Below are 19,884 nucleotides of genomic sequence, written 5' to 3' on the forward strand. Positions count from 1 at the left end.
ATAACACGAAAAAACAAGAGGTACAGACGCTCTACCCCTTGTTTTGTGACGATTTATAGATACTCGAATAAATCTTCCATTTCATGTTTCTTTACGCGATCCATCAACTGATCAACTGCTGATTTTGGATCTACTTGTTCAAATAACACGGCATAAAGAGCACTGGTGATCGGCATGGGAACATCATGGAATTTCGACAACTGGTATGCGGCTTTTGTGGTGCGTACACCTTCGACAACCATGCCCATTTGCTCCAACACTTCATCCAGGTTCATCCCTTTACCTAGCATGCTGCCAGCCCGCCAATTTCGAGAATGAACGCTTGTACAGGTCACAATTAAGTCCCCAATGCCTGTTAAGCCTGAGAACGTTAAGGGATTGGCACCCATTTTTGTTCCTAAGCGGGCAATTTCAGCAAGTCCTCTTGTTATTAGAGCAGCCTTGGCATTATCACCGTATCCCAATCCATCAGTTATTCCTGCAGCCAATGCAATGATATTTTTCAATGCACCGCCCATTTCTACTCCAATGACATCAGAATTGGTATATACGCGGAAGTATCCATGCATAAACAAATCCTGGACTTTTTCAGCATATTGAATATTTTCGCACGCTGCTGTCACGGTAGTCGGGTGTTTCAAAACTACTTCTTCGGCATGACTCGGACCCGATAGAACTACAATTTCTTCTATCAAGTGAGCGGGCAATTCTTCCCTCATCACTTCAGAAATACGTTTTAATGAGTCTGGTTCAATACCTTTTGACACGTGAACAAAAAGAATAGGTTCCTGTATCCACTCTTTGATATTGCGGCATACTTCACGAATGCCTTTCGTCGGAACAGCCATGACCACTATTTTCCCATGTCTGGCTGCTTCTTCTAGGGATGAAGTAGCTATCAACGAATCTGGTAATACGGTTCCAGGAAGATACTTTTCATTTGTATGTTGCTGATTGATTTCGTTTGCCTGATTTTGACGGTGCGACCATAGCAAACAATCATGACCGTTTTCTGCAAGAACAATACTTAACGCTGTCCCCCAGCTTCCGGCACCTAAAACGACTACTTTTTCCATGTTAGCAACTCTCCTACTGAAACAAATTACGTTCTAGCGCGTGTAATAAGACGAATTGGTGTCCCTTCAAAATCGAAAGATTCACGAATTCTATTTTCAAGGAAGCGTTCATATGAGAAATGCATGATTTCTGGCTCGTTCACAAACACGACAAATGTCGGTGGCTTGATCGCAACTTGTGTAGCGTAATAAATACGCAGACGACGGCCTTTGTCTGTCGGTGCAGGGTTACGCGCAACTGAATCCTCAATTACTTCGTTCAAGACACTAGAAGTAACACGCATCGCATGGTTTTCACTGACACGGTTGATAATTGGTAAAATTGAATGCACACGCTGATTAGTTTTTGCGGATACGAAAATGATTGGTGCATAATCGAGGAATAAGAAATGTTCACGAATCATTTTTGTTGTTTTGTTCATCGTTTTCTCATCTTTTTCAACAGCATCCCATTTATTTACGACGATAATGACTGCTTTACCCGCTTCGTGTGCGTAGCCGGCAATTTTTTTATCTTGTTCCTGAATACCTTCTTCAGCGTTTAATACGACTAAAACAACGTCGGAACGTTCAATTGCACGAAGAGCACGAAGCACACTGTATTTCTCAGTCGTTTCGTAAACTTTCCCTTTTTTACGCATACCAGCTGTATCGATGATGACATATGGCTGGTCTTCATATTCATATTGAGTATCGATTGCGTCGCGTGTAGTACCTGCGATTTCGCTTACGATGACTCGTTCATCCCCAAGGAAGCTGTTCACTAAAGAAGACTTCCCTACATTCGGACGACCGATGAGTGAGAATTTGATGACATTCTCTGGATATTCTTCTTCATCCTGTTCAGGGAAGTTTTTTGCCACTTCATCGAGTAGATCCCCTAATCCAAGACCATGGGAACCAGAGATCGGGAATGGTTCACCGAATCCAAGTGAATAGAAATCATAAATCATGGACCGCATGTCTGGATTATCTATTTTATTGATTGCCAGCACGACTGGTTTTTTTGTTTTATACAATATTTTCGCCACTTGTTCATCAGCAGCAGTTACACCTTCACGACCATTGGTAAGGAAGATGATGACATCTGCTTCCTGGATCGCGATTTCTGCTTGCTGACGGATCTGTTCCAAAAATGGCTCGTCCCCAATTTCGATACCGCCTGTATCGATTATATTGAATTCATGAGTCAGCCAATCTGCCGAGCTGTATAAACGATCGCGTGTGATTCCTGGGATATCCTCTACGATTGATATACGTTCCCCTACAATCCTGTTAAAGATTGTGGACTTTCCGACATTCGGCCGGCCTACGATAGCTACTACCGGTTTAGACATATATAATTCATCCTTCCAACTTCTTCTCTAAAGTATTATACATGAGAAAAACACAGGTTGCACCCCAATGGTGAAAGCAAGTCTATTTCGTTTACTGATTTCCGAACTATTTCAAGAAAATATCAGTGCACGTAAAGTGTAAAACGCCATGATAGCTCGACTTCATGGAATGTTGAAAAGTCCAAGTTAGTCGGACTTCGACGTTTCATGGTGAAAAACATTGTTTGAACGGCAATGGATGCAGTATTCCAATTTTTTGCTTTTGTACATTTAATATATCCAACAAAAATAAAAGAGATGCAGACAGTGGAGAATGTCTGCATCTCTTTATTATTTCCGATTGGCATATGTATGAGTATCTATTCCTCGGAGAGTGAGATAGTGATATAAATCACCTGAGATGATTAAAGGAGATTGTTGTAACTCCTGAATAGATTCAGCCCCAAGAGAAACCATCAACATCGTTAAATCTTCATTCATTTGCTTAATTTCTTGAATGGTTGCTTCTTCCCCATCCTCAACCAACTTCTTTAATAAGACGCCGGCAAGGCCAACCGAAGAAGCTCCCAGTGCTAAACACTTCACGACATCGAGAGCGTGCTGGACACCTCCCGATGCAATCACGGGTAGCATTGAGGACGTTACTGAAGAGGTTTCTATCAAAGCAGCAGCAGTAGGAATACCCCATTCATTGAAATAGGACAATTTCCTTTGTCTACGCTCATTTTCAATTGCCGCAAAGTTCGTTCCGCCAAATCCACCTACATCAATCGCAGCTACATTAATTTCCTGAAGTTTAATCGCCGTTTCCCTTGAAATGCCAAAACCAGTTTCTTTAACAATTACCGGCACTGCCAATTCATTTACAATTGATTCAATCCTGGATAAAGCTCCTTTGAAATCTCGATCTCCTTCAGGCATTGTCAATTCCTGGATAACATTCAAATGAATCTGTATTGCATTGGCCTCCAACATATCGACTGCTCGTTTTGCTTGGTCCACGGTAGCCTCACTACCCAAATTGGCAAGTATCACACCATTCGGATTCTCTTTTCTCACAGTCGAGTATGTAGCTATTTCTTCGGGATTTTTAAGAGCCGCCATTTGAGATCCAACGGCCATGGGAATATTCATTTCTTTGGAGATACGGGATAGTTGGCTATTTAATTCAGCCGTTTTGGCTCCTCCGCCACCGGTCATTGCATTAATAAAAAAAGGCGAACCAAAAACAAGTTCGCCCAGTTGAGTCTGCAATGACACACTGCCCCAATTACTGTCAGGCAGTGCTTGATGAACAAAACGAACATCATCTAACCATGTCTCTCTTGATTGTCCTGTAGACAACGCATGCTTTATATGGTCCAATTTTCGTTCAGCTCTAGTCATAAGATTACTCCGTTATTTAAAGTTTTTTAGTTTATCACCAATAACATCACTGATCGAGAATCCTTTTGCTTCTTCAGGCATTTCATAATCAGTGCCTGAATAACCATCTTCCTTCTCCAACAAATCTTTAATGCTTAGTGACAATCGTTTATCTTGTTTGTTTACGTCCAATACTTTCACTTGCACTTCTTGGCCCTCTTTTAATACTTCATGAGGAGTACCGATATGGGAATGGGAAATTTGAGAAATATGAACCAATCCTTCAATTCCTGGGAATACTTCAACAAAAGCACCATATGAAACTAGTCGTTTTACAGACCCTGTATGAACAGACCCTCTTGGCGCCTTATCTTCGATGCCTTCCCATGGTCCAGGAAGTGTATCTTTAATGGATAAAGAAATGCGCTCACTGTCCCGGTCAACAGAAAGAACTTTGACTTTTACTTCCTGGCCTTCCTGGATGACGTCAGAAACTTGCTCAACATGTTCATGGGACAATTGTGAAATATGAACAAGTCCATCGACACCACCAAGATCAACAAACGCTCCAAAAGCAGCAATTCTTTGAACGGTACCAGTTAGCTCATCACCTGGATGAATATGATCGAGTACACTTTTTTTATTCGATTGTTTTTGTTCTTCCACCACTGCACGATGGGATAAAATCAAACGATTTTTTTCTTTTTCCATTTCAACGATCTTGAATGTCAGCACTTTGCCTTTGTAATCGTCAAATGATTCCACAAAGTGATCTTCGACCAGTGAAGCGGGAACAAATCCACGTAATCCAAGATCAACAACTAGTCCACCTTTTACTACGTCTTTTACTTCAGCTTCGATAATTTCCCCACTGACGAATTTTTGTTCCAAAGAATCCCAAGCTTCAGCAGCATCAACTTTACGTTTTGATAACACAAAATTGTCATCTTCTACTTTTGTAATAATTAGTTGCAATTCATCTCCAATTGAAACGACGTCAGAAGCTTTTTCAATGTGCAAGCTTGACAGTTCACTAATCGGGATTATTCCATCAAACGGTGCACCCTCAATTGTGACAGTTACTGCCTTTTCTTCAACTTGGGCAACCGTACCTTTCACAAAACTTCCTTCACGGAAATCCTGGTTTTCCTGCAAGTTCATTTCCTCAGACATATAGCATCCTCCTTCACAACGTTCCAATCTTTATTTTATGCGAATTCTTTAATAAAAACAAAAATTTTCACTTTTTCATAACAAAAATTACATTTATTATACTTTGTTTTCATCCAATAATTTTTGGATACGTTCCATGATGACTGTTGTTACTTCATCTGCAGAAGCTTTTTGATCGCGATAAGGTTGCATGATGATGGGTTCACCGTAAACAACTTTCAAACGTTTAAATGGCTTGTAAGGACCAATGATGGCACAAGGAACTACGTCCGCCTCACCTTTCAGAGCAAAAAAACCGGCACCAGAAAATCCTTTCCCAAGCTCACCATTTTTACTGCGTGTGCCCTCCGGGAATATTCCCATCACGTCCCCGCCTTTTAAAATAGCTAAAGCCCTTCTTAATGCTTCACGGTCACTCAAACCTCGTTTGACAGGAAAAGCGTTCACTTTTGGCAATAATGGTTTCAGGATGGGCATGTTAAATAACTCTTCTTTTGCCATGAAATGTACAGGTCGAGGCGACGTAATACCGACAACAGGCGGATCAAGAGCGTCAATATGATTGGTACATATAAGAATCCCGCCCGTTTTAGGGAAATGTTCCAACCCTTTTATATCAAAACGATAAACCGGATTTAAAGCCGTCCACACAAGTGATTTAGCAAATTTGTATAAGTTCACTTAGCTCATCCTCTCTTTAGCTAACTGAATGATCTGTTGTGCAGCTTCCTGAATGTTTAGATGTGTTGTATCCAAATAAATAGCATCTACTGCCTGTACAAGTGGAGAAGCTTCACGTTCGCTATCGAATTTGTCGCGTGCTGCAATTTCTTCTTTCAACTGGTCGACATTTGATTTAATTCCACGTTGCTCATTATCCAATTGACGTCTTTTTGCCCGTTCATCGACAGAAGCAGACATGAAGATTTTCAATTCAGCATCAACGAGTACATGAGTACCAATATCTCGTCCGTCCATCACAACGCCACCATTTTCAGCCATTTTCTGTTGGCGTTTGACCATTTCTTCTCTCAATGCTGCGTGTGCCGCAACAGCAGAAACCAAAGAAGTCACAACATTTGATCGGATCGCGTCCGAAACGTCTTCGCCATCCAGATAGACAAGTTGTCCATTATTTGACGGTTTCAAATCAATTTCAGTACCAAGAAGGAATCGTGTTAATTCTTCTTCACTTTCTAAATCTATGTGATGCTCAATTGCTTTATACGTGATTGCTCGATACATGGCCCCTGTATCAATATATGTATAACCAAGTTCTTCAGCTGCCAATTTTGCAATTGTACTTTTCCCCGCAGCTGCTGGTCCATCAATCGCAATTTGAATATTGTTTTTCATGAAATCCACTCCTAAACTTTCTCTCACATATTGTACCACAGGGATAAAAAAAAAAGCCCACGAGAGTGAGCTTTGTTGCTTGTATATTAAAAATCTGCGAAAGGAGATTTCTAATCAAGCTATCGCGAGGGATTTCACATAATGATTAATATAATATCTCGGATTTTAACACTTCATGTGTCTCCGTATCAATCAATATGCGGAATGTGTGACTTCGTGTATCTGTGTCTTTTAGAAGGATTAATTCATAGCAAAGTCTTTGTTGAAGTGATTCGTTTTCCGTATAGGCCAGTCGTTCTTTTTCAATTGTCACCTGTTCAGTGAAGTAATCATCCCATTTTATCGGAATTTGTTTTTGGTCCGGCAACGTTTCCTTTTGAATATATTCCATCGTGTTCACACCAAGGATTTCACCATCATCTTTCGCCAATTTCAGTTGAATGGCATCAGCATAAATCCTAGCTTTATTTGTTGGGTTCAACCTTACAAAAACAACATGCCAAACGAGATGATTTTCACGTGTTTCCACGAGTTCTACATCATCAAATCCAAATGACTTAACAGCTCTCTCAGCTTTTTCTTTGATTTGTTCTGGAGGAATGCGATCTTTTCCAATTGGACGTTCAATTAACACAGATAGTAAATGTCCACCTTTTTTGGTGTAATCCGTGTAACCAGTTCGAATCCCTTCGTTAAATTGAATATGATAGAAAGGATATGGAGCTCCTTTTTTACTCGACGTGGTCACTAATTTTGCGTTTTTAAACTTCGGAAACATTTCTTTCATCGTTTTTTCAACATATTGCTTTGTTACTGGTTTATCCACAATAGACTTTAACTCTTTTTTCTTAAGGTCGTCTGATTCACTTGCAGTTAAAGGGAAGTCACTTTCGGAATAACCTTTTACCGTACTGGATAAAGCTGTGAATTTTTTTGAAGGCTTCTCTGCTTTGACGTCTTTTTGCCACTTTTGGAAAGATTGTTGACTTGCTAACAATTCCGTTGAGGCATTTTGCCATTCGTAGGAAAACTCATCCAAATTTTTCGCTACATTATTTGTCACTTTTAACCATTGCTCTTCAGGTACTTTATCCTGACTTCTTAGTTTTGCATAATCACCGAGGCGCCCGAGGTAATTCATCCATTCATTTGAAAAATCCCGATCGAGTGGTAGAGAAGCAATGTCGTCTTTTATTTCGGAAGATAGTCTCCAGATATCTTCAAGTGGTTCTGCTTGTGCGGCTTTGTCATTGAAGACGGTTGCACTTTGAATAGATTTTTGCAGCTCACTCATTTTTTCTGAAGCATCCGTCATTCGACTTGTATATTGATTCCGAAGGTTATTTTGCAAATCTTGTTCGTTTTGTTTGGAGTTATATAAAAATACACCCATAACAATCAAGGCAAGAGCTAATATACTTGATAAAATCTTCATGACTTTCCTCCTCACTCACAGAATATATGTTTTCCTATTGTTTTGATTTGCGGACGAGACCAAATCCAATCACTTGTTGCAGTGTCTGGATTGAAGTAATAAAGTGCATTTTCAGTAGGATCCCAACCATTCAATGCATCTAGTACAGCTTCTTTAGCGCGTGCATTTGGAGTCAACCATATTTGACCATCAGCAACTGCGGTAAATGCCCTAGGCTGAAAGATTACCCCACTTACAGTATTCGGAAACTTGGGATCTTCCACACGATTTAAAATTACTGCTGCAACAGCAACTTGCCCCTCGTATGGTTCTCCACGTGATTCACCATAAACAGCATTGGCCATAAGCTGTAAATCTTGTTCAGAATATTTAGCTGGTAATTGTACCTGCTCAGGTTGTTTAGCTCCTTTATTCGTCCCTTTCTTAACCTGTTGTTCTAAAGGAATATTGCCGTAGTGAGTAAATTGATTTCCTTTATTTATTTGATCTTTTACATACTTTTTATGATAGGTGGACTCTTTTGCTAGCCTCGATTTGGTTTTTTGCCCTGCCACACCGTCAACTGGCAAGCCATACTTTTCCTGAAAATTACGTAGTGCCCAGTAAGTACCGTAGCCGAATTTACCGTCTATCTTATTTTTGTAGAAACCGATATATTGTAATCGTGCTTGCAATTCTAATACATCATCTCCGTAAGCACCCATTTCAATCACTTGATCCGAAAAGGCTTCTGATTCCTGGGGTGCGCTGACCGATAATGTCAGCATACATAAAGTGATAAACCAAATTAACCATTTGTTTTTTCGCATACTCATTCTCCTTTTTCTTAGAATGAGGAATCGTGCGTTTTTTATACAAAAAAAAACCAATTTATTAAAATTGGTTTCACAAACTTTCACTAATATCTTCTTGTTTATTAAAATGTTGAACCGTTAATAAATGCGCTTTTTTTACTTTTGCTAAACATAACCACCATAAAAACAACATGAACGGAATCATGAAATACATGGAAATCGATTCAATTGATAGTATCCCGTTATAGACCATATGCAAGCTCAAAGGTGCAAGCAAAGCGATAAACAAAAGAGGCTTGGAAGATTCACTTAAAGCAAATTTTGCACGTCCCAGATAATATCCCATTACCACTCCAAAAATAGCATGACTTGAAACCGGCAATAACGCGCGCAAAAAAGCGGTATCCAATCCGAAAGTAAATATGTAAAGAATATTTTCAACCGTAGCAAAACCAAGTGATACACTAGCACCATATAAAATCCCGTCATACGGGTCATCAAATTCAACGTGCTGGTATATGGCCATAACCAATACGAGCCACTTAAAAAACTCCTCTAATAAACTGGTGAATAATACGTTACGTGTAAACATTGATTGAAAAATATGTTCAACTTCAAACACATGTTGTATGAAGAGAATAGGAAACGTTAAAATAGCACCATAGATAAATGTATGAAACAATGTTCTAGAAGGCTCTGATGAAATTTGGTTACGCAAATAAAAATAACTGAATAACGCAAGCCCTGGAGCGATTGCGACAGATAATAATAGTATCAAGTTGCTCTCGCCTCCCTTTTATTGGTTTAATTATATCATTCTTATGTCAGTTGTTGGATGGATGGAGGTAGTAAGAAATGAAAAAAATAGTTGTTATTCATACTGGTGGAACGATTTCTATGCATGTTCAAGATGAATCTGGGGCGGTAGTTCCTGGCGATTCCAATCCGTTAACTGCTGAAATCGATAAATTGAAGGAATATGCCGATATTCATGAAATTGAAGCATTTAATTACCCATCACCACATATGACCCCGACAGAAATGTTAAAACTGAAACAAATTATTGATCTGCAATCGACAGAAAATCATGTAGATGGCTTCGTCATTACACATGGGACAGATACTCTGGAAGAAACAGCTTATTTTCTGGATCTCACTGTAAAAAGCAATATCCCTATTATCTTGACAGGTGCCATGCGTTCTTCAAATGAAATTGGTGCAGATGGCGTTTATAATCTGTTATCAGCAGTACGGGTAGCGATTACTGCAGACGCAATTGGCAAAGGAGTTCTGGTTGTTATGAATGATGAAATCCATACAGCCCAGAACGTAACAAAAACATCAACAAGTAATGTATCAACTTTCCAAAGTCCTCAATATGGACCAATCGGACTCATTTCAAAAACGACTATTCATTTTCACCATACACCTAACTCCCGTGAATCATTTGAAGTGGATGACGTTTCACCAAAAGTAGCATTACTTAAAATCTATGCTGGGATGGATGCAGACTTGCTGATGCATGTTGCAAATTCGGGCTATAGCGGAGTTGTTTTGGAAGGATTGGGGCAAGGAAACGTTCCGCCTGCCATTATGCCCGCTATTAAACAACTAATTCTGCAAAAGATTCCCGTTGTTTTGGTTTCCAGATGTTACAACGGCATTGCGCAGCCCGTTTATGGTTATGTAGGTGGAGGGAAAATGCTAGAAGAAATGGGCGTGTTATTTGCACATGGACTCAGTGGTCAGAAAGCACGAATTAAACTGTTGATAGCCCTATCTGATGCTCGATGCTCACAATCCCTTCGCACCATTTTTGAATATTAATTTTCCTTTAGAACACTTTTGATTCTACATAAGAAAAAGCTGCTGACCACTCAGCAGCTTCTTTTTGATTTTATCGCATCCGCAATTAACTCACCGTGAAAGCGACCATTTTCAATGAAAATTTCATTTGCATTATTTCCTGCCGCTAAAACACCAGCAATATACAAGTTTTCAATATTGGACTCCATCGTCAATTCATTTAACAATGGTCTGCCGGAAGCTTCGTCAATATGCACACCCATTTGGCGCAGGAAGTCATGATCCGGATGATACCCAATCATAGCAAAAACGAAATTATTTTTAAGGGTGATGACTTGATCTGGTTTGCGTATCCGTACTTCTTCTTGTCCAATTTCTTCAACGTGTGAATCAAATAGCATGGTGATTTCACCACTGCGAACCAAGCCATCAAATTCAGGCAGTATCCACGGTTTCACGCTACTTGAATAAGTACTACCCCTATATACGACAGTTACTCTGGCCCCTGCTTTATTTAACTCTAAAGCTGCATCAATACTCGAATTTTTACCCCCTATAACCACTACATCGGTATCAAAATAAGGATGACCTTCCTTGAAGTAATGGCTTACTTTCGGTAACTCTTCTCCTGGTATACCAAGAAAATTCGGGTGGTCATAATATCCGGTTGCAATCACTACATGTTCTGTTTTATAGGTAGATTTTGTTGTATATACTTCAAACATATTTTTGATTTTCTCAACGCGTTGAACCGTTTCGAATTTGCGAACGTGTAATTTTTTCATTTTTACCACTTCGCGGTAATAAACAAGTGCCTGATTTCGTTTTGGTTTACGTCCTTCAATAATGAACGGTACATCCCCGATTGACAGTTTTTCACTTGTACTAAAAAAAGTTTGATGAGTAGGGTACTTATAAATCGCTTCCACGACATTCCCTTTTTCAATTATGACGGGTGAAAGCCCGATATTTTGTAATGAAATTGCAGCTGCGAGACCACAAGGACCCCCACCTACAATGATTGCATCTACTTTCTCCATTATTTTACACTTCCTCTATATAAAAATCTCCTATCTAATGATTGGAGAACTAACAGTACAATACAACTAATTGACAACGTTTTTTCAATCCAATAATCCCATTCTCTCATGATCGGTCCGAGAATAATTTGATTCATTCAACAAGTTCCGCACTGATCGCTCATCAACATATAGAAATGCCTGCAAAATATCCTGTTGAATTTGTGAAACTCAATTTTCAGCATGCTGATTAAACGGTCTGGAAGATTCTTTTTTTAACAATTATTGTAAACGTCGTGTATGGGCTGCGAGAACATTTTAAAAATCTTTATTTTTAATGGTCAAGATGTGACATTCTGCAGGTGCACCCAATCTGAGAGGGATAAAAGTTGTACCGAAGCCATTACTGATTAAAGTAATTTCATCTCGACCTTTTATCAACTCACCTTTTTGGTAGTATCCCCATTTTCCTATTCGAATCTGTCCTCCATGAGTATGACCAGCCAATAACACGTCAGAAGTGTAACGGTCTTTTACTTTATTAAAGACAAATGGAGTGTGTGAAACAAAGACAATCGGGTCTTCTTCAGGTACATTGGCAAAACTTTTACTAATGTTCGCTCTTCCTGAAGATACATCCTCTATGCCAACAATCCAGATATGATGAGCATTTGTTTTTACACAGATTGCTTCATTTTCTAAAATTATTCCACCCACATTTTGAATATATTTTCGGATATGGTTTTCTCCCACTTCACGGTCATTATTACCCCAAACGTAATAAATAGGACCGATTTTAGCCAGTTGTTTAATATTGTCTTCAATTTGCTCTAAAGGTACACCACTTTCCGCCAGATCTCCACCTATAATTACTGCATGTATATCGGTTCCGACTTCCTCAACTAAATGATTCGTTATTTTCCTTCGATGAATATCGGAAATGAAAAACACGCGGAATGGGTGCTCATCCTTATAACTGGATATGTCAATTTGCTGGTGACGTATATTCGTCTCAAAAGCTTTTTTCACCATAATCAATGGTATACATAAAGTAAACCCTATAATTGTTGCCAAATAACGCATGTATTCACCTCTGAATCAAAATAAAAAGAGGAGGGTTTCCCCTTCCCCTTACTTGTTTGAAAGTTGTATTTCGATCAATCTTCTTCCATATGCAATACGCGGAATCCAGAACGGTCAAGTTCTTTCAAGAATTTTTGTACATTATCACGTTTCTCGATTTTCAACACGATACGTCTCAATAATTTGTCTGATTCATCAAATGTAACTAATGAAATCACAGATTCATGGAACTTTTGAATAATGTCTCCTACGCGAGCTATCTGTCCCTCTGTCTCTACAGACGAAAATGTTATGCGAACACCAGGACGATCCATTCCAAAAGCACTTCTGAATTGATCCATGATATCAAATCGAGTGACAAGACCTAAAAAGCGATTTTCTTCCACTACCGCTATAATTGGAAAGTCATTTAGTTGAAGTAGAGAATCTTCAAAAACGTCATCAATGGATAAATAGATATCCGATCTTGTCACAACGTCCATTAAAGACGTGCTTGCAAGAAAATCTGCTTTGTTTAAACCACTGTAATAAAATGCACGGTAAACAATATATCGATTTAAAATACCTTTATAAGAGCCATTTTCCAATACTGGCAATGCATCGATTTGATTTTTTTCCAATATGTCCAGTGCCGCTTGCACCGACTCTGATGTTTGAATTGAAATACATTTTTCCTTTGGAATCATTACACTTTTCGCAAACATACTGTCACCTCAATCTATCTTGATTATTAAACTATTCTACAAAACTCACTCTTATCCTCTTTATAAAACAAAAATTTATGGAAGAATCAATGTTTGCCCAGTTGAAATCGAGTCTGATGAAAGTCCATTTGCAGATTTGATTTTTTCGACGGCATCTGGTGAATTGTAATAATTCATGGCAATTCGGTAAAGTGTTTCACCTGGTTTAACGACATGTGTCTTGGAATCGGAAGATTGTTCTGTTTTAGATTGTTCTTCATCCTGTGTTTTGTCAGTTTCTTCTTCAACTTCTTCAGTTTCTGTTACTACTTCTTCTGGTGTTTCTTCTGTAGTTTGTTGTTCAGTTGTTGAAGATTCTTCCGAATTATCCTTTTCAGTGTTTTCTTCAGCTGACGCTTCTGACTCAGTGTTTTGAGAATCTTCTTCACTTGCTATATCTTCATCATTTTGTTCATATTTGACTTGGCTATCGTCAAGAACTGTTGTTTCATTCGCATTCGGCTCATAAAATGCAAAAACATAGATCAGAAATGAAACAGGTATCAGAATAAAGAATGAGAACAGGATGGGTAACAATAAAATGCGTTTTTCTTTCTTCTTTTTAGGAGCAACATTCGTTGAACGTCTGGAAGCACGTGTATTGGGTTTTTCATCACCATTTAATTGTATGGGTTTACGATGTTCTTCAATTTTATTTTGATAATCATCTTTATTCATAGCTGTAAACTCCTATTCTACTTTTCATCTTTATTTATTATGACGAAATTTGGAGAAAAAGTAAAATAAACCTCTAACAGTTTCGTTGGAACAATGCTGAAATTCTTTTTTCCCAAGCATTCAGTATTATTTTGGCTGCTGGTTGTTCCGATGAATTTACGATATTCTCTTTATTTAATCCGCACTTCGAACAACAATTTTCTGGTCTTTCCTTAAGTTGCTGTCCAAACACTTCAACGATCTGCTGTCGAATGCAAGAAGAATTCGTTAAAATGTCTTTCATCAAATAAATCTGCTGAATCTTTTGCTGTTTTAATTGATGCAAAATATCGATGGTCTCCTCGACTGATTTGCGTGGTAACCAATAGGTTAATATTCGTACATGCGTTTCAGATAACACGCCTATCTCAACTAATTGACTAGGATGTTGTCCGTTTTGCTGAAATTCTTTATACAACCTGACATGTGACTCATCGGGAAAATCGTTCGTTGCCACGAAAATCGAATAATCTTCATCATCTCGAGTAAAAAACATTGTGGCCAGTGAATCAAGGCCATCTCTTCCAGCACGCCCAACTTCCTGAGCGTAATTGGCAACCGAGGAAGGAAAATGATCATGAATGATTTGCCGCACATCATCTTTATGTACACCCATTCCAAAGGCATTTGTCGCACACACCCAATCAATTTCACCATTCAAAAACTGCTGTTGAATAAACATCCTGTCGACTTGTTCCATTCCTGCATGGTAGGAGGCAATACGTATGCCCTTCGCATTTAATTTCAGAGCATATTCGTCTGCTTTTCTGCGTGATTGCGTATACAGAATTCCCGGACCGGTAAAGCGCTCTATTTGTTCTGCGATAAGATCAAACTTATGCTCCTGGGAATCAACTTCAACCGCTTCATATCGGATATTTGGTCGATCGAGTGCTTGGATATGGATTGATGGCTGGCGCATATTCAATTGAGTGGTGATATCTTCAATAACCTTTGGTGTCGCTGTCGCAGTTAGCGCAAGGATTGGAGGGCGTCCGCTAAAAGTTAACCAATCACTCAATCGCAAATAGTCCGGTCTAAAGTCGAATCCCCATTGTGATATGCAATGAGCTTCATCTGCAACAACTAAAGAAATCTTCATAGTCATTAACTTAGCTTTCACTTGTTCTTGCATCATCATTTCTGGTGATAGAAAAATGAATTTATATGTTTCCATTCTCTGCAAAAGCGCATTTTTTTCAGGCGGAGTCAAAAATGAATTTACCGCAACGACTCGCCTCTCCCCCATTTTTTTCAGTTGTTCAACTTGATCCTGCATTAAAGATAGCAAGGGTGAAATAATGATGACGCTATGCGGTAAAAGATATCCCGGTAGCTGATAACAAAGTGATTTACCCATTCCTGTAGGTAAAATCGCAAGAACATCTTCTTTATTGATAATACTTTTTATGATTTCTTTTTGACCTTGCCTGAACGTACGATAACCAAATTTATCATATAGAACTTTCTCCAGATTTGAAGTCAATTCGATTCCCCTCCTATAGCCAAAAGCAGCCTTAGTTGAAAGTACGTATAACTTGGGAAACCGTCTTTTAGCGTCCGCAATTTTTTAGTTTCTTGTTCTTTGATTTTTTGAATGAGCTTTGGAACATCCTCGTTCGGAAAAAACATCTCCACTGATAGTAATGATCCATTCATCGCCATCTCTACAAAATGATCTTCTATTGTGCTTGTCTTTAGTTGGCGCATTGAACTAATCTCTTCAAATGAATAGCCTTTTTGGTACAAATCTGATGTTTTCTTAGTTGAGTCAGTTAATGGAGTTGGTGCTTTGATATCTTCAGTCATTCTCGTTAATAGACTCAAAGATGGTCTGATGGAAATTTCATCAAGTATAATATGTAAACTTTCTTGCAGACGGATTTGAAGATCCATTTCATCTTCCTTCAAAGCGCGGGAAAGCTGTTGCCATGTCACTCCACTTACCTCATATCCAGTCAAACGATGACTGAGAATTACTAAATGAAGTTCGGATAACTTGTCCGACTGGCACACACTGAGCAGTTCTTCATAATATTTTGAAATGAACTCATTCGACTTGTAAGTAAAGTCATGCAAAAAATGACGAACCCATTGTTGAATCTTTTCATCTTTTTGTATGGGTGTGAACGTCCATTTTTTTGCGTTAACATGCGATAGTGTTTGAGTAACTAACGATAAACGTTGAAAGAAAATGCGTTCATTTCCTCTATATAACCAGCCATTCAACTGCAATGGTGGCATTTCTTTCAACTTTTCTTTTCCCAAGAGCGTTAGTTTGGGAATAGATTGCTCGTTGACAATCAGCAAGTTTGACTGAATCATTTGTAGCACATATTGTTCATATGTTGGTTTTGTGAGTTTTGGAAAAAGTGAAAAGTAATTGGTCAGTCCATAACTTTTAACATCTTGGATGGTTTGACCCGAACGTTTACCTCTAATTAGGTGAAACGGGGCTGAAATTGTACGTTCTTCATTTAATCGATTGACCATATGTAAGATGATTTGTTGGAATAGCACAAGACTTCCTCCAATTTAATATGTATTTAGGTTGAAAATTGAGGAAAACATGATTAGAATAAATACGAAAAGCTTTTTCAAGCGAACGGAGAAAAAGGAGAGGTTTTAACATGGCGAAGTATACTATTGTAGATAAAGATACTTGTATCGCTTGTGGCGCATGTGGCGCAGCTGCACCTGATATTTACGATTATGATGATGAAGGCATTGCCTTTGTTATTTTAGATGATAACATGGGAACAACTCAAGTTCCAGATGAACTCGAAGAAGATATGCAAGATGCATTTGAAGGCTGCCCTACGGATTCCATTAAAGTTGCAGAAGAATCATTTGACGGAGATGCATTAAAATACGAATAGGAAAAAGCTGCGAATTTCTTCGCAGCTTTTTTTTTCATTAATATAGCTTTATTAATATAATGTCGTTTATCGCACATTTGCGCTAGCCGTATGTTACGCATGTGCCAACAAGTATGAAAACCGCATACTTGTTAGTCTCACACTCCAAAAGTGCTGTGCCTGCGGTTACTCGGCACAGAGGAAACCTTGCTCCTGCGGTTACTCGTCGCAAAGAGTACGGTCAAACTTCCTTTGACCATACTCTTTATTGCAGCTTGCTGTGCGCAAATCAATATCTAGTATTCTTTAACATAGTCTAATAATGATTATTATTATGAAAATTGAGCTCGTTGTTTATCCAACCACGTTTTCATCGTCTTGAACAAAACAATGATAATGGCGGACAACAGCAACCCTTTAATTAAGTTGAATGGTAAAATTCCTAGCACAATCGTATCACGCAATGCAGAACCAGTAAGTGCTGGCATATTCAAGAAATAAGTGTACATCGGTAAAAATACCGCATAATTTAAAACGCTCATCCCGATTGCCATGGCAAGGATTCCCACAATCAGACCAATTGCCAAACCTTTCGTATTTGAAACTTTACGATAAATTGCATATACAGGAAGCATGAATAAAATGCTCGTTACAAAATTGGCAATTTCCCCAACAGGAACACCTGTTGGACTACCACTGAAAATCCAATATAGAACATTTTTAAATAGTGCTACTAAGATCCCAGCTACAGGTCCCATAGTAATTGCCGCAATAAGTGCTGGCACATCGCTGAAATCGACCTTTAAAAATGGTGGTAATGCAGGTAACGGAAAATTAAATAGCATTAAGACAAATGAAATACTACTTAACATGGCTACGGCAATCATGACACGCAGTTTGTTGTTCTTCATAAAAACTCTCTCCTTTTGCCGATCCACTCCACAAGAAGAAAAGTTCGTCCGTTTTGTCCCATCAAAAATCCCTTAAGCCGTTATCGCTTAAGGGAGTAGAAAGGCGCACTTAAATAGGCGTCTCGTCAAATGACAGAACGAAAAACGACCGCACCTTCACCTTCTCCCATCCAGACTATACTGTCGGCTTTGGAATCACACCAAATCCTGCCTTACGGCTCGCGGGCTTAAGAAAACGTACTTCTATTACCGCCGATCGGGAATTTCACCCTGCCCCGAAGATGAATCAATATTAACTTACATTGTTTACTATAAGAAAAAAAGAACCATTTGTAAACTACTTGAGCCTACGGATGGTTCTTTTTTATTAATAAATTTCTATCCAATTGTCAATTTGAAACATGTAAAACCTTATTCCCAAACATATTTATTCGCTCCAACAGGACTTGCGACGGGCTTACTGAAATCGAAACCATTCCAAGTTAATGGTGCGATATTTTCAAACTGAACGTCGTTCCCAAAACTCCCATTCGTCAATAGAATTCCTTCGATTAAATGAGAAGCTGCTTGAGGATCCATTTGTTCTAAGTTCAGTTCCTGTGTAAACCGGATACGATTTACCCCTTGCTCATTACTCACTTCAAAATTGATGCCTTCGGGAATTACACTCTGTAGATAATCACTCTGAGATGTTTTCATTTCATTCATCGCTTCTTGAATGTCCGAATGCATTTCGTTCATGTTCGGTACCAGAAATTGATTCCCGTGTTCATCTCTATACAGATAAAAACTCGTAAACGTGTTCCCACTTGTCAATGCTCGCGGTTTCATAGGACCAACTTGATCAAATTCAGCTTGACTTCCATCTTCATTTTGAAAAACAACTTGGTCGTAGCCATAAAACGTTTCTTGAATTAATTCGGTATACGCATTTATGGTTGCACTCGACAAATCGTAATCATGTGTAGATGGCAACTTGTGAATCAATTGATTCTGTTGTTCTTTAAATTCACCTTCGAATGGATGGAATTCAGCAAATCCAAGTGCGGATTCAACTAATTCACCAGCATATTGATTATACAAATCCAAACTCGTTGGCTCTGCATTTCCTAAATCATTCGCAATGGTCCGGCTCGGAATAAGTACCGTAAAGGGTACAACGATTCCATCATTCGACAACATGCCAATGTGAAAGACTGTATGTTCTTTTGCATCTACTGGGTAGACAGATGTGAGAACGGCACCTTGACGAGCAAATGTGGGAGACGTTTCCTCATCACTGGTTATGCCCGCACTATCGTTTGCAGATTCTTTACTATTTGAAAACATTTGATTCGATGTATCATCCGCGTTTTCTTCAAGTTTAGCGGAACTATCAGTAACAGCCATCTCTGACATGGTCTTATCCTCATTTTGCGGATTATTGAGAAAACTTGCTACAAGTATTGTCAAGGTTACCATCGCTGCAACTGCTACAGTTGATGGAATCCATTGTTTACGTTTTTTGTTTTTGCTATCGGCGGCCAATCTTGGATCTTGCTGCAAACGTTTCAATACTTCGTCTTTGGAGCGTGTATCATGTATTTGGGGCACTTGGCTAAGTAACTCGTCAATCTTTTGTTCACTCCATTTATTGTTGCTCACCGTGAACTTGCCTCCTATCCGAATGCCCTGATAAGCGATCCCTAAGTTTATGGATTGCCCGATGTTGTGTGGTCTTTACTTTCCCTTCCGTCCATCCGAGAACTTGTGCTGTTTCCGTAATGGATAGGTCTTGAAAGTATCGCATGACAATAACCATTTTTTGATCGCCAGTGCATTCATCTAATACGTCCAGCAATTGCTTCATATCATCATTCATTTCGACTAATTCATCAGGCAGAGCTTCATTGGATCTCAGCTCTTGTTTTTCCCAATCAAAAAAGTCAAAAGCATGACGCTTGCGTACAGACGACTTTCGAAAATGATCAATCGCAACGTTTTTGGCAATCGAAAATAACCAAGTCTTTTCGGAACTTTTCCCTTCGAATCGGCTGTATGCTTTTAATACTCTAACATATACTTCATGCATTAAGTCTTCGGCTGTCTGTCTATTTTTAACAATATACAGCAAGAACTGAAATACGTCTTGATGATATTGGTCATAAAGCCTGTGAAAAACGGAGTCATCCATGAACTCCCCCCGTTCATAAAATTAGTCGTTACAACAAA

Annotated in this window: 20 protein-coding genes and 1 riboswitch; of the genes, 2 read left to right on the forward strand and 18 right to left on the reverse strand. The window is 38.9% G+C overall.

Annotated features, from left to right (window positions below; genetic code table 11):
• Window positions 1–53: 53 nt before the first annotated feature.
• The 9 genes from AC1DSK_RS08750 to prsW all read right to left on the reverse strand — a co-directional run bounded on the left by AC1DSK_RS08750 (window position 54) and on the right by prsW (window position 9,314).
• A complete protein-coding gene (locus tag AC1DSK_RS08750) occupies window positions 54–1,076 on the reverse strand; it encodes an NAD(P)H-dependent glycerol-3-phosphate dehydrogenase (protein WP_477547964.1) in 1,023 nt (340 codons plus the stop codon).
• Between the two features lie 26 nt (window positions 1,077–1,102).
• Complete coding sequence (der, locus tag AC1DSK_RS08755; RefSeq protein WP_342541716.1) at window positions 1,103–2,413, reverse strand: ribosome biogenesis GTPase Der; 1,311 nt, start codon at window positions 2,411–2,413, stop codon at window positions 1,103–1,105.
• Window positions 2,414–2,743: 330 nt separating this feature from the next.
• Window positions 2,744–3,799, reverse strand: coding sequence for a type 2 isopentenyl-diphosphate Delta-isomerase (gene fni / locus AC1DSK_RS08760; RefSeq protein WP_477547965.1), 1,056 nt, complete (start codon window positions 3,797–3,799; stop codon window positions 2,744–2,746).
• A gap of 12 nt (window positions 3,800–3,811) precedes the next feature.
• Entirely contained in the window at window positions 3,812–4,951 is a 1,140-nt protein-coding gene (rpsA, locus tag AC1DSK_RS08765; protein ID WP_477547966.1) for a 30S ribosomal protein S1, read from the reverse strand.
• Window positions 4,952–5,047: 96 nt separating this feature from the next.
• Window positions 5,048–5,632 (reverse strand): lysophospholipid acyltransferase family protein, encoded by a 585-nt coding sequence (locus AC1DSK_RS08770; RefSeq protein ID WP_477547967.1) that lies wholly within the window; start codon window positions 5,630–5,632, stop codon window positions 5,048–5,050.
• Entirely contained in the window at window positions 5,633–6,307 is a 675-nt protein-coding gene (gene cmk / locus AC1DSK_RS08775) for a (d)CMP kinase (protein WP_477547968.1), read from the reverse strand. It abuts the gene before it with no gap.
• Window positions 6,308–6,452: 145 nt separating this feature from the next.
• Window positions 6,453–7,742, reverse strand: a complete 1,290-nt coding sequence (locus AC1DSK_RS08780; RefSeq protein ID WP_477547969.1) for a PepSY1/2 domain-containing protein — start codon at window positions 7,740–7,742, stop codon at window positions 6,453–6,455.
• An 11-nt stretch (window positions 7,743–7,753) separates the two neighbouring features.
• Window positions 7,754–8,551: a spore cortex-lytic enzyme gene (gene sleB / locus AC1DSK_RS08785; RefSeq protein WP_477547970.1), complete on the reverse strand. Its 798-nt coding sequence runs from the start codon at window positions 8,549–8,551 to the stop codon at window positions 7,754–7,756.
• Window positions 8,552–8,627: 76 nt separating this feature from the next.
• Window positions 8,628–9,314: a glutamic-type intramembrane protease PrsW gene (gene prsW, locus AC1DSK_RS08790; protein ID WP_477547971.1), complete on the reverse strand. Its 687-nt coding sequence runs from the start codon at window positions 9,312–9,314 to the stop codon at window positions 8,628–8,630.
• 77 nt (window positions 9,315–9,391) lie between these two features.
• On the opposite strand from prsW, the gene AC1DSK_RS08795 reads away from it, so the two are divergent.
• On the forward strand, window positions 9,392–10,363 hold the full coding sequence (locus AC1DSK_RS08795; RefSeq protein ID WP_477547972.1) for an asparaginase: 972 nt from the start codon (window positions 9,392–9,394) through the stop codon (window positions 10,361–10,363).
• A gap of 50 nt (window positions 10,364–10,413) precedes the next feature.
• On the opposite strand, the gene AC1DSK_RS08800 is transcribed toward AC1DSK_RS08795, so the two are convergent.
• The 6 genes from AC1DSK_RS08800 to AC1DSK_RS08825 all read right to left on the reverse strand — a co-directional run bounded on the left by AC1DSK_RS08800 (window position 10,414) and on the right by AC1DSK_RS08825 (window position 16,424).
• Window positions 10,414–11,382 carry a YpdA family putative bacillithiol disulfide reductase gene (locus tag AC1DSK_RS08800; RefSeq protein WP_477547973.1) on the reverse strand — a complete coding sequence of 323 codons (969 nt, stop codon included), beginning with the start codon at window positions 11,380–11,382 and terminating at the stop codon, window positions 10,414–10,416.
• Between the two features lie 297 nt (window positions 11,383–11,679).
• The gene (locus AC1DSK_RS08805) at window positions 11,680–12,444 is read right to left on the reverse strand and encodes a metallophosphoesterase (protein WP_477547974.1); all 765 of its coding nucleotides are present in this window, start codon (window positions 12,442–12,444) and stop codon (window positions 11,680–11,682) included.
• A 74-nt stretch (window positions 12,445–12,518) separates the two neighbouring features.
• Window positions 12,519–13,148: a CBS domain-containing protein gene (locus AC1DSK_RS08810; protein WP_477547975.1), complete on the reverse strand. Its 630-nt coding sequence runs from the start codon at window positions 13,146–13,148 to the stop codon at window positions 12,519–12,521.
• 75 nt (window positions 13,149–13,223) lie between these two features.
• The gene (locus tag AC1DSK_RS08815; protein WP_477547976.1) at window positions 13,224–13,865 is read right to left on the reverse strand and encodes a LysM peptidoglycan-binding domain-containing protein; all 642 of its coding nucleotides are present in this window, start codon (window positions 13,863–13,865) and stop codon (window positions 13,224–13,226) included.
• 73 nt (window positions 13,866–13,938) lie between these two features.
• Window positions 13,939–15,390 (reverse strand): RecQ family ATP-dependent DNA helicase, encoded by a 1,452-nt coding sequence (locus AC1DSK_RS08820; RefSeq protein WP_477547977.1) that lies wholly within the window; start codon window positions 15,388–15,390, stop codon window positions 13,939–13,941.
• Window positions 15,387–16,424, reverse strand: coding sequence for a YpbB family protein (locus AC1DSK_RS08825; RefSeq protein WP_477547978.1), 1,038 nt, complete (start codon window positions 16,422–16,424; stop codon window positions 15,387–15,389). Before AC1DSK_RS08825 ends, AC1DSK_RS08820 begins: the two co-directional genes overlap by 4 nt.
• A 110-nt stretch (window positions 16,425–16,534) precedes the next feature.
• Between AC1DSK_RS08825 and AC1DSK_RS08830 the strand changes: the two genes are divergently transcribed.
• Complete coding sequence (locus AC1DSK_RS08830) at window positions 16,535–16,783, forward strand: ferredoxin (protein WP_016427441.1); 249 nt, start codon at window positions 16,535–16,537, stop codon at window positions 16,781–16,783.
• A gap of 311 nt (window positions 16,784–17,094) precedes the next feature.
• Here the strand turns inward: AC1DSK_RS08830 and AC1DSK_RS08835 are convergent, their stop codons facing one another.
• The 3 genes from AC1DSK_RS08835 to sigX form a co-directional block, all read right to left on the reverse strand.
• The gene (locus AC1DSK_RS08835; protein WP_016427442.1) at window positions 17,095–17,673 is read right to left on the reverse strand and encodes an ECF transporter S component; all 579 of its coding nucleotides are present in this window, start codon (window positions 17,671–17,673) and stop codon (window positions 17,095–17,097) included.
• A gap of 154 nt (window positions 17,674–17,827) precedes the next feature.
• Window positions 17,828–17,960, reverse strand: a riboswitch (FMN riboswitch).
• Between the two features lie 124 nt (window positions 17,961–18,084).
• Window positions 18,085–19,317, reverse strand: coding sequence for a hypothetical protein (locus AC1DSK_RS08840; protein ID WP_477547979.1), 1,233 nt, complete (start codon window positions 19,315–19,317; stop codon window positions 18,085–18,087).
• The gene (gene sigX, locus AC1DSK_RS08845) at window positions 19,304–19,846 is read right to left on the reverse strand and encodes an RNA polymerase sigma factor SigX (RefSeq protein ID WP_477547980.1); all 543 of its coding nucleotides are present in this window, start codon (window positions 19,844–19,846) and stop codon (window positions 19,304–19,306) included. The genes AC1DSK_RS08840 and sigX overlap by 14 nt, the downstream gene beginning before the upstream one ends.
• Between the last annotated feature and the right edge of the window lie 38 nt (window positions 19,847–19,884).

It is taken from the genome of Paenisporosarcina sp. P4_B8, assembly GCF_056402175.1.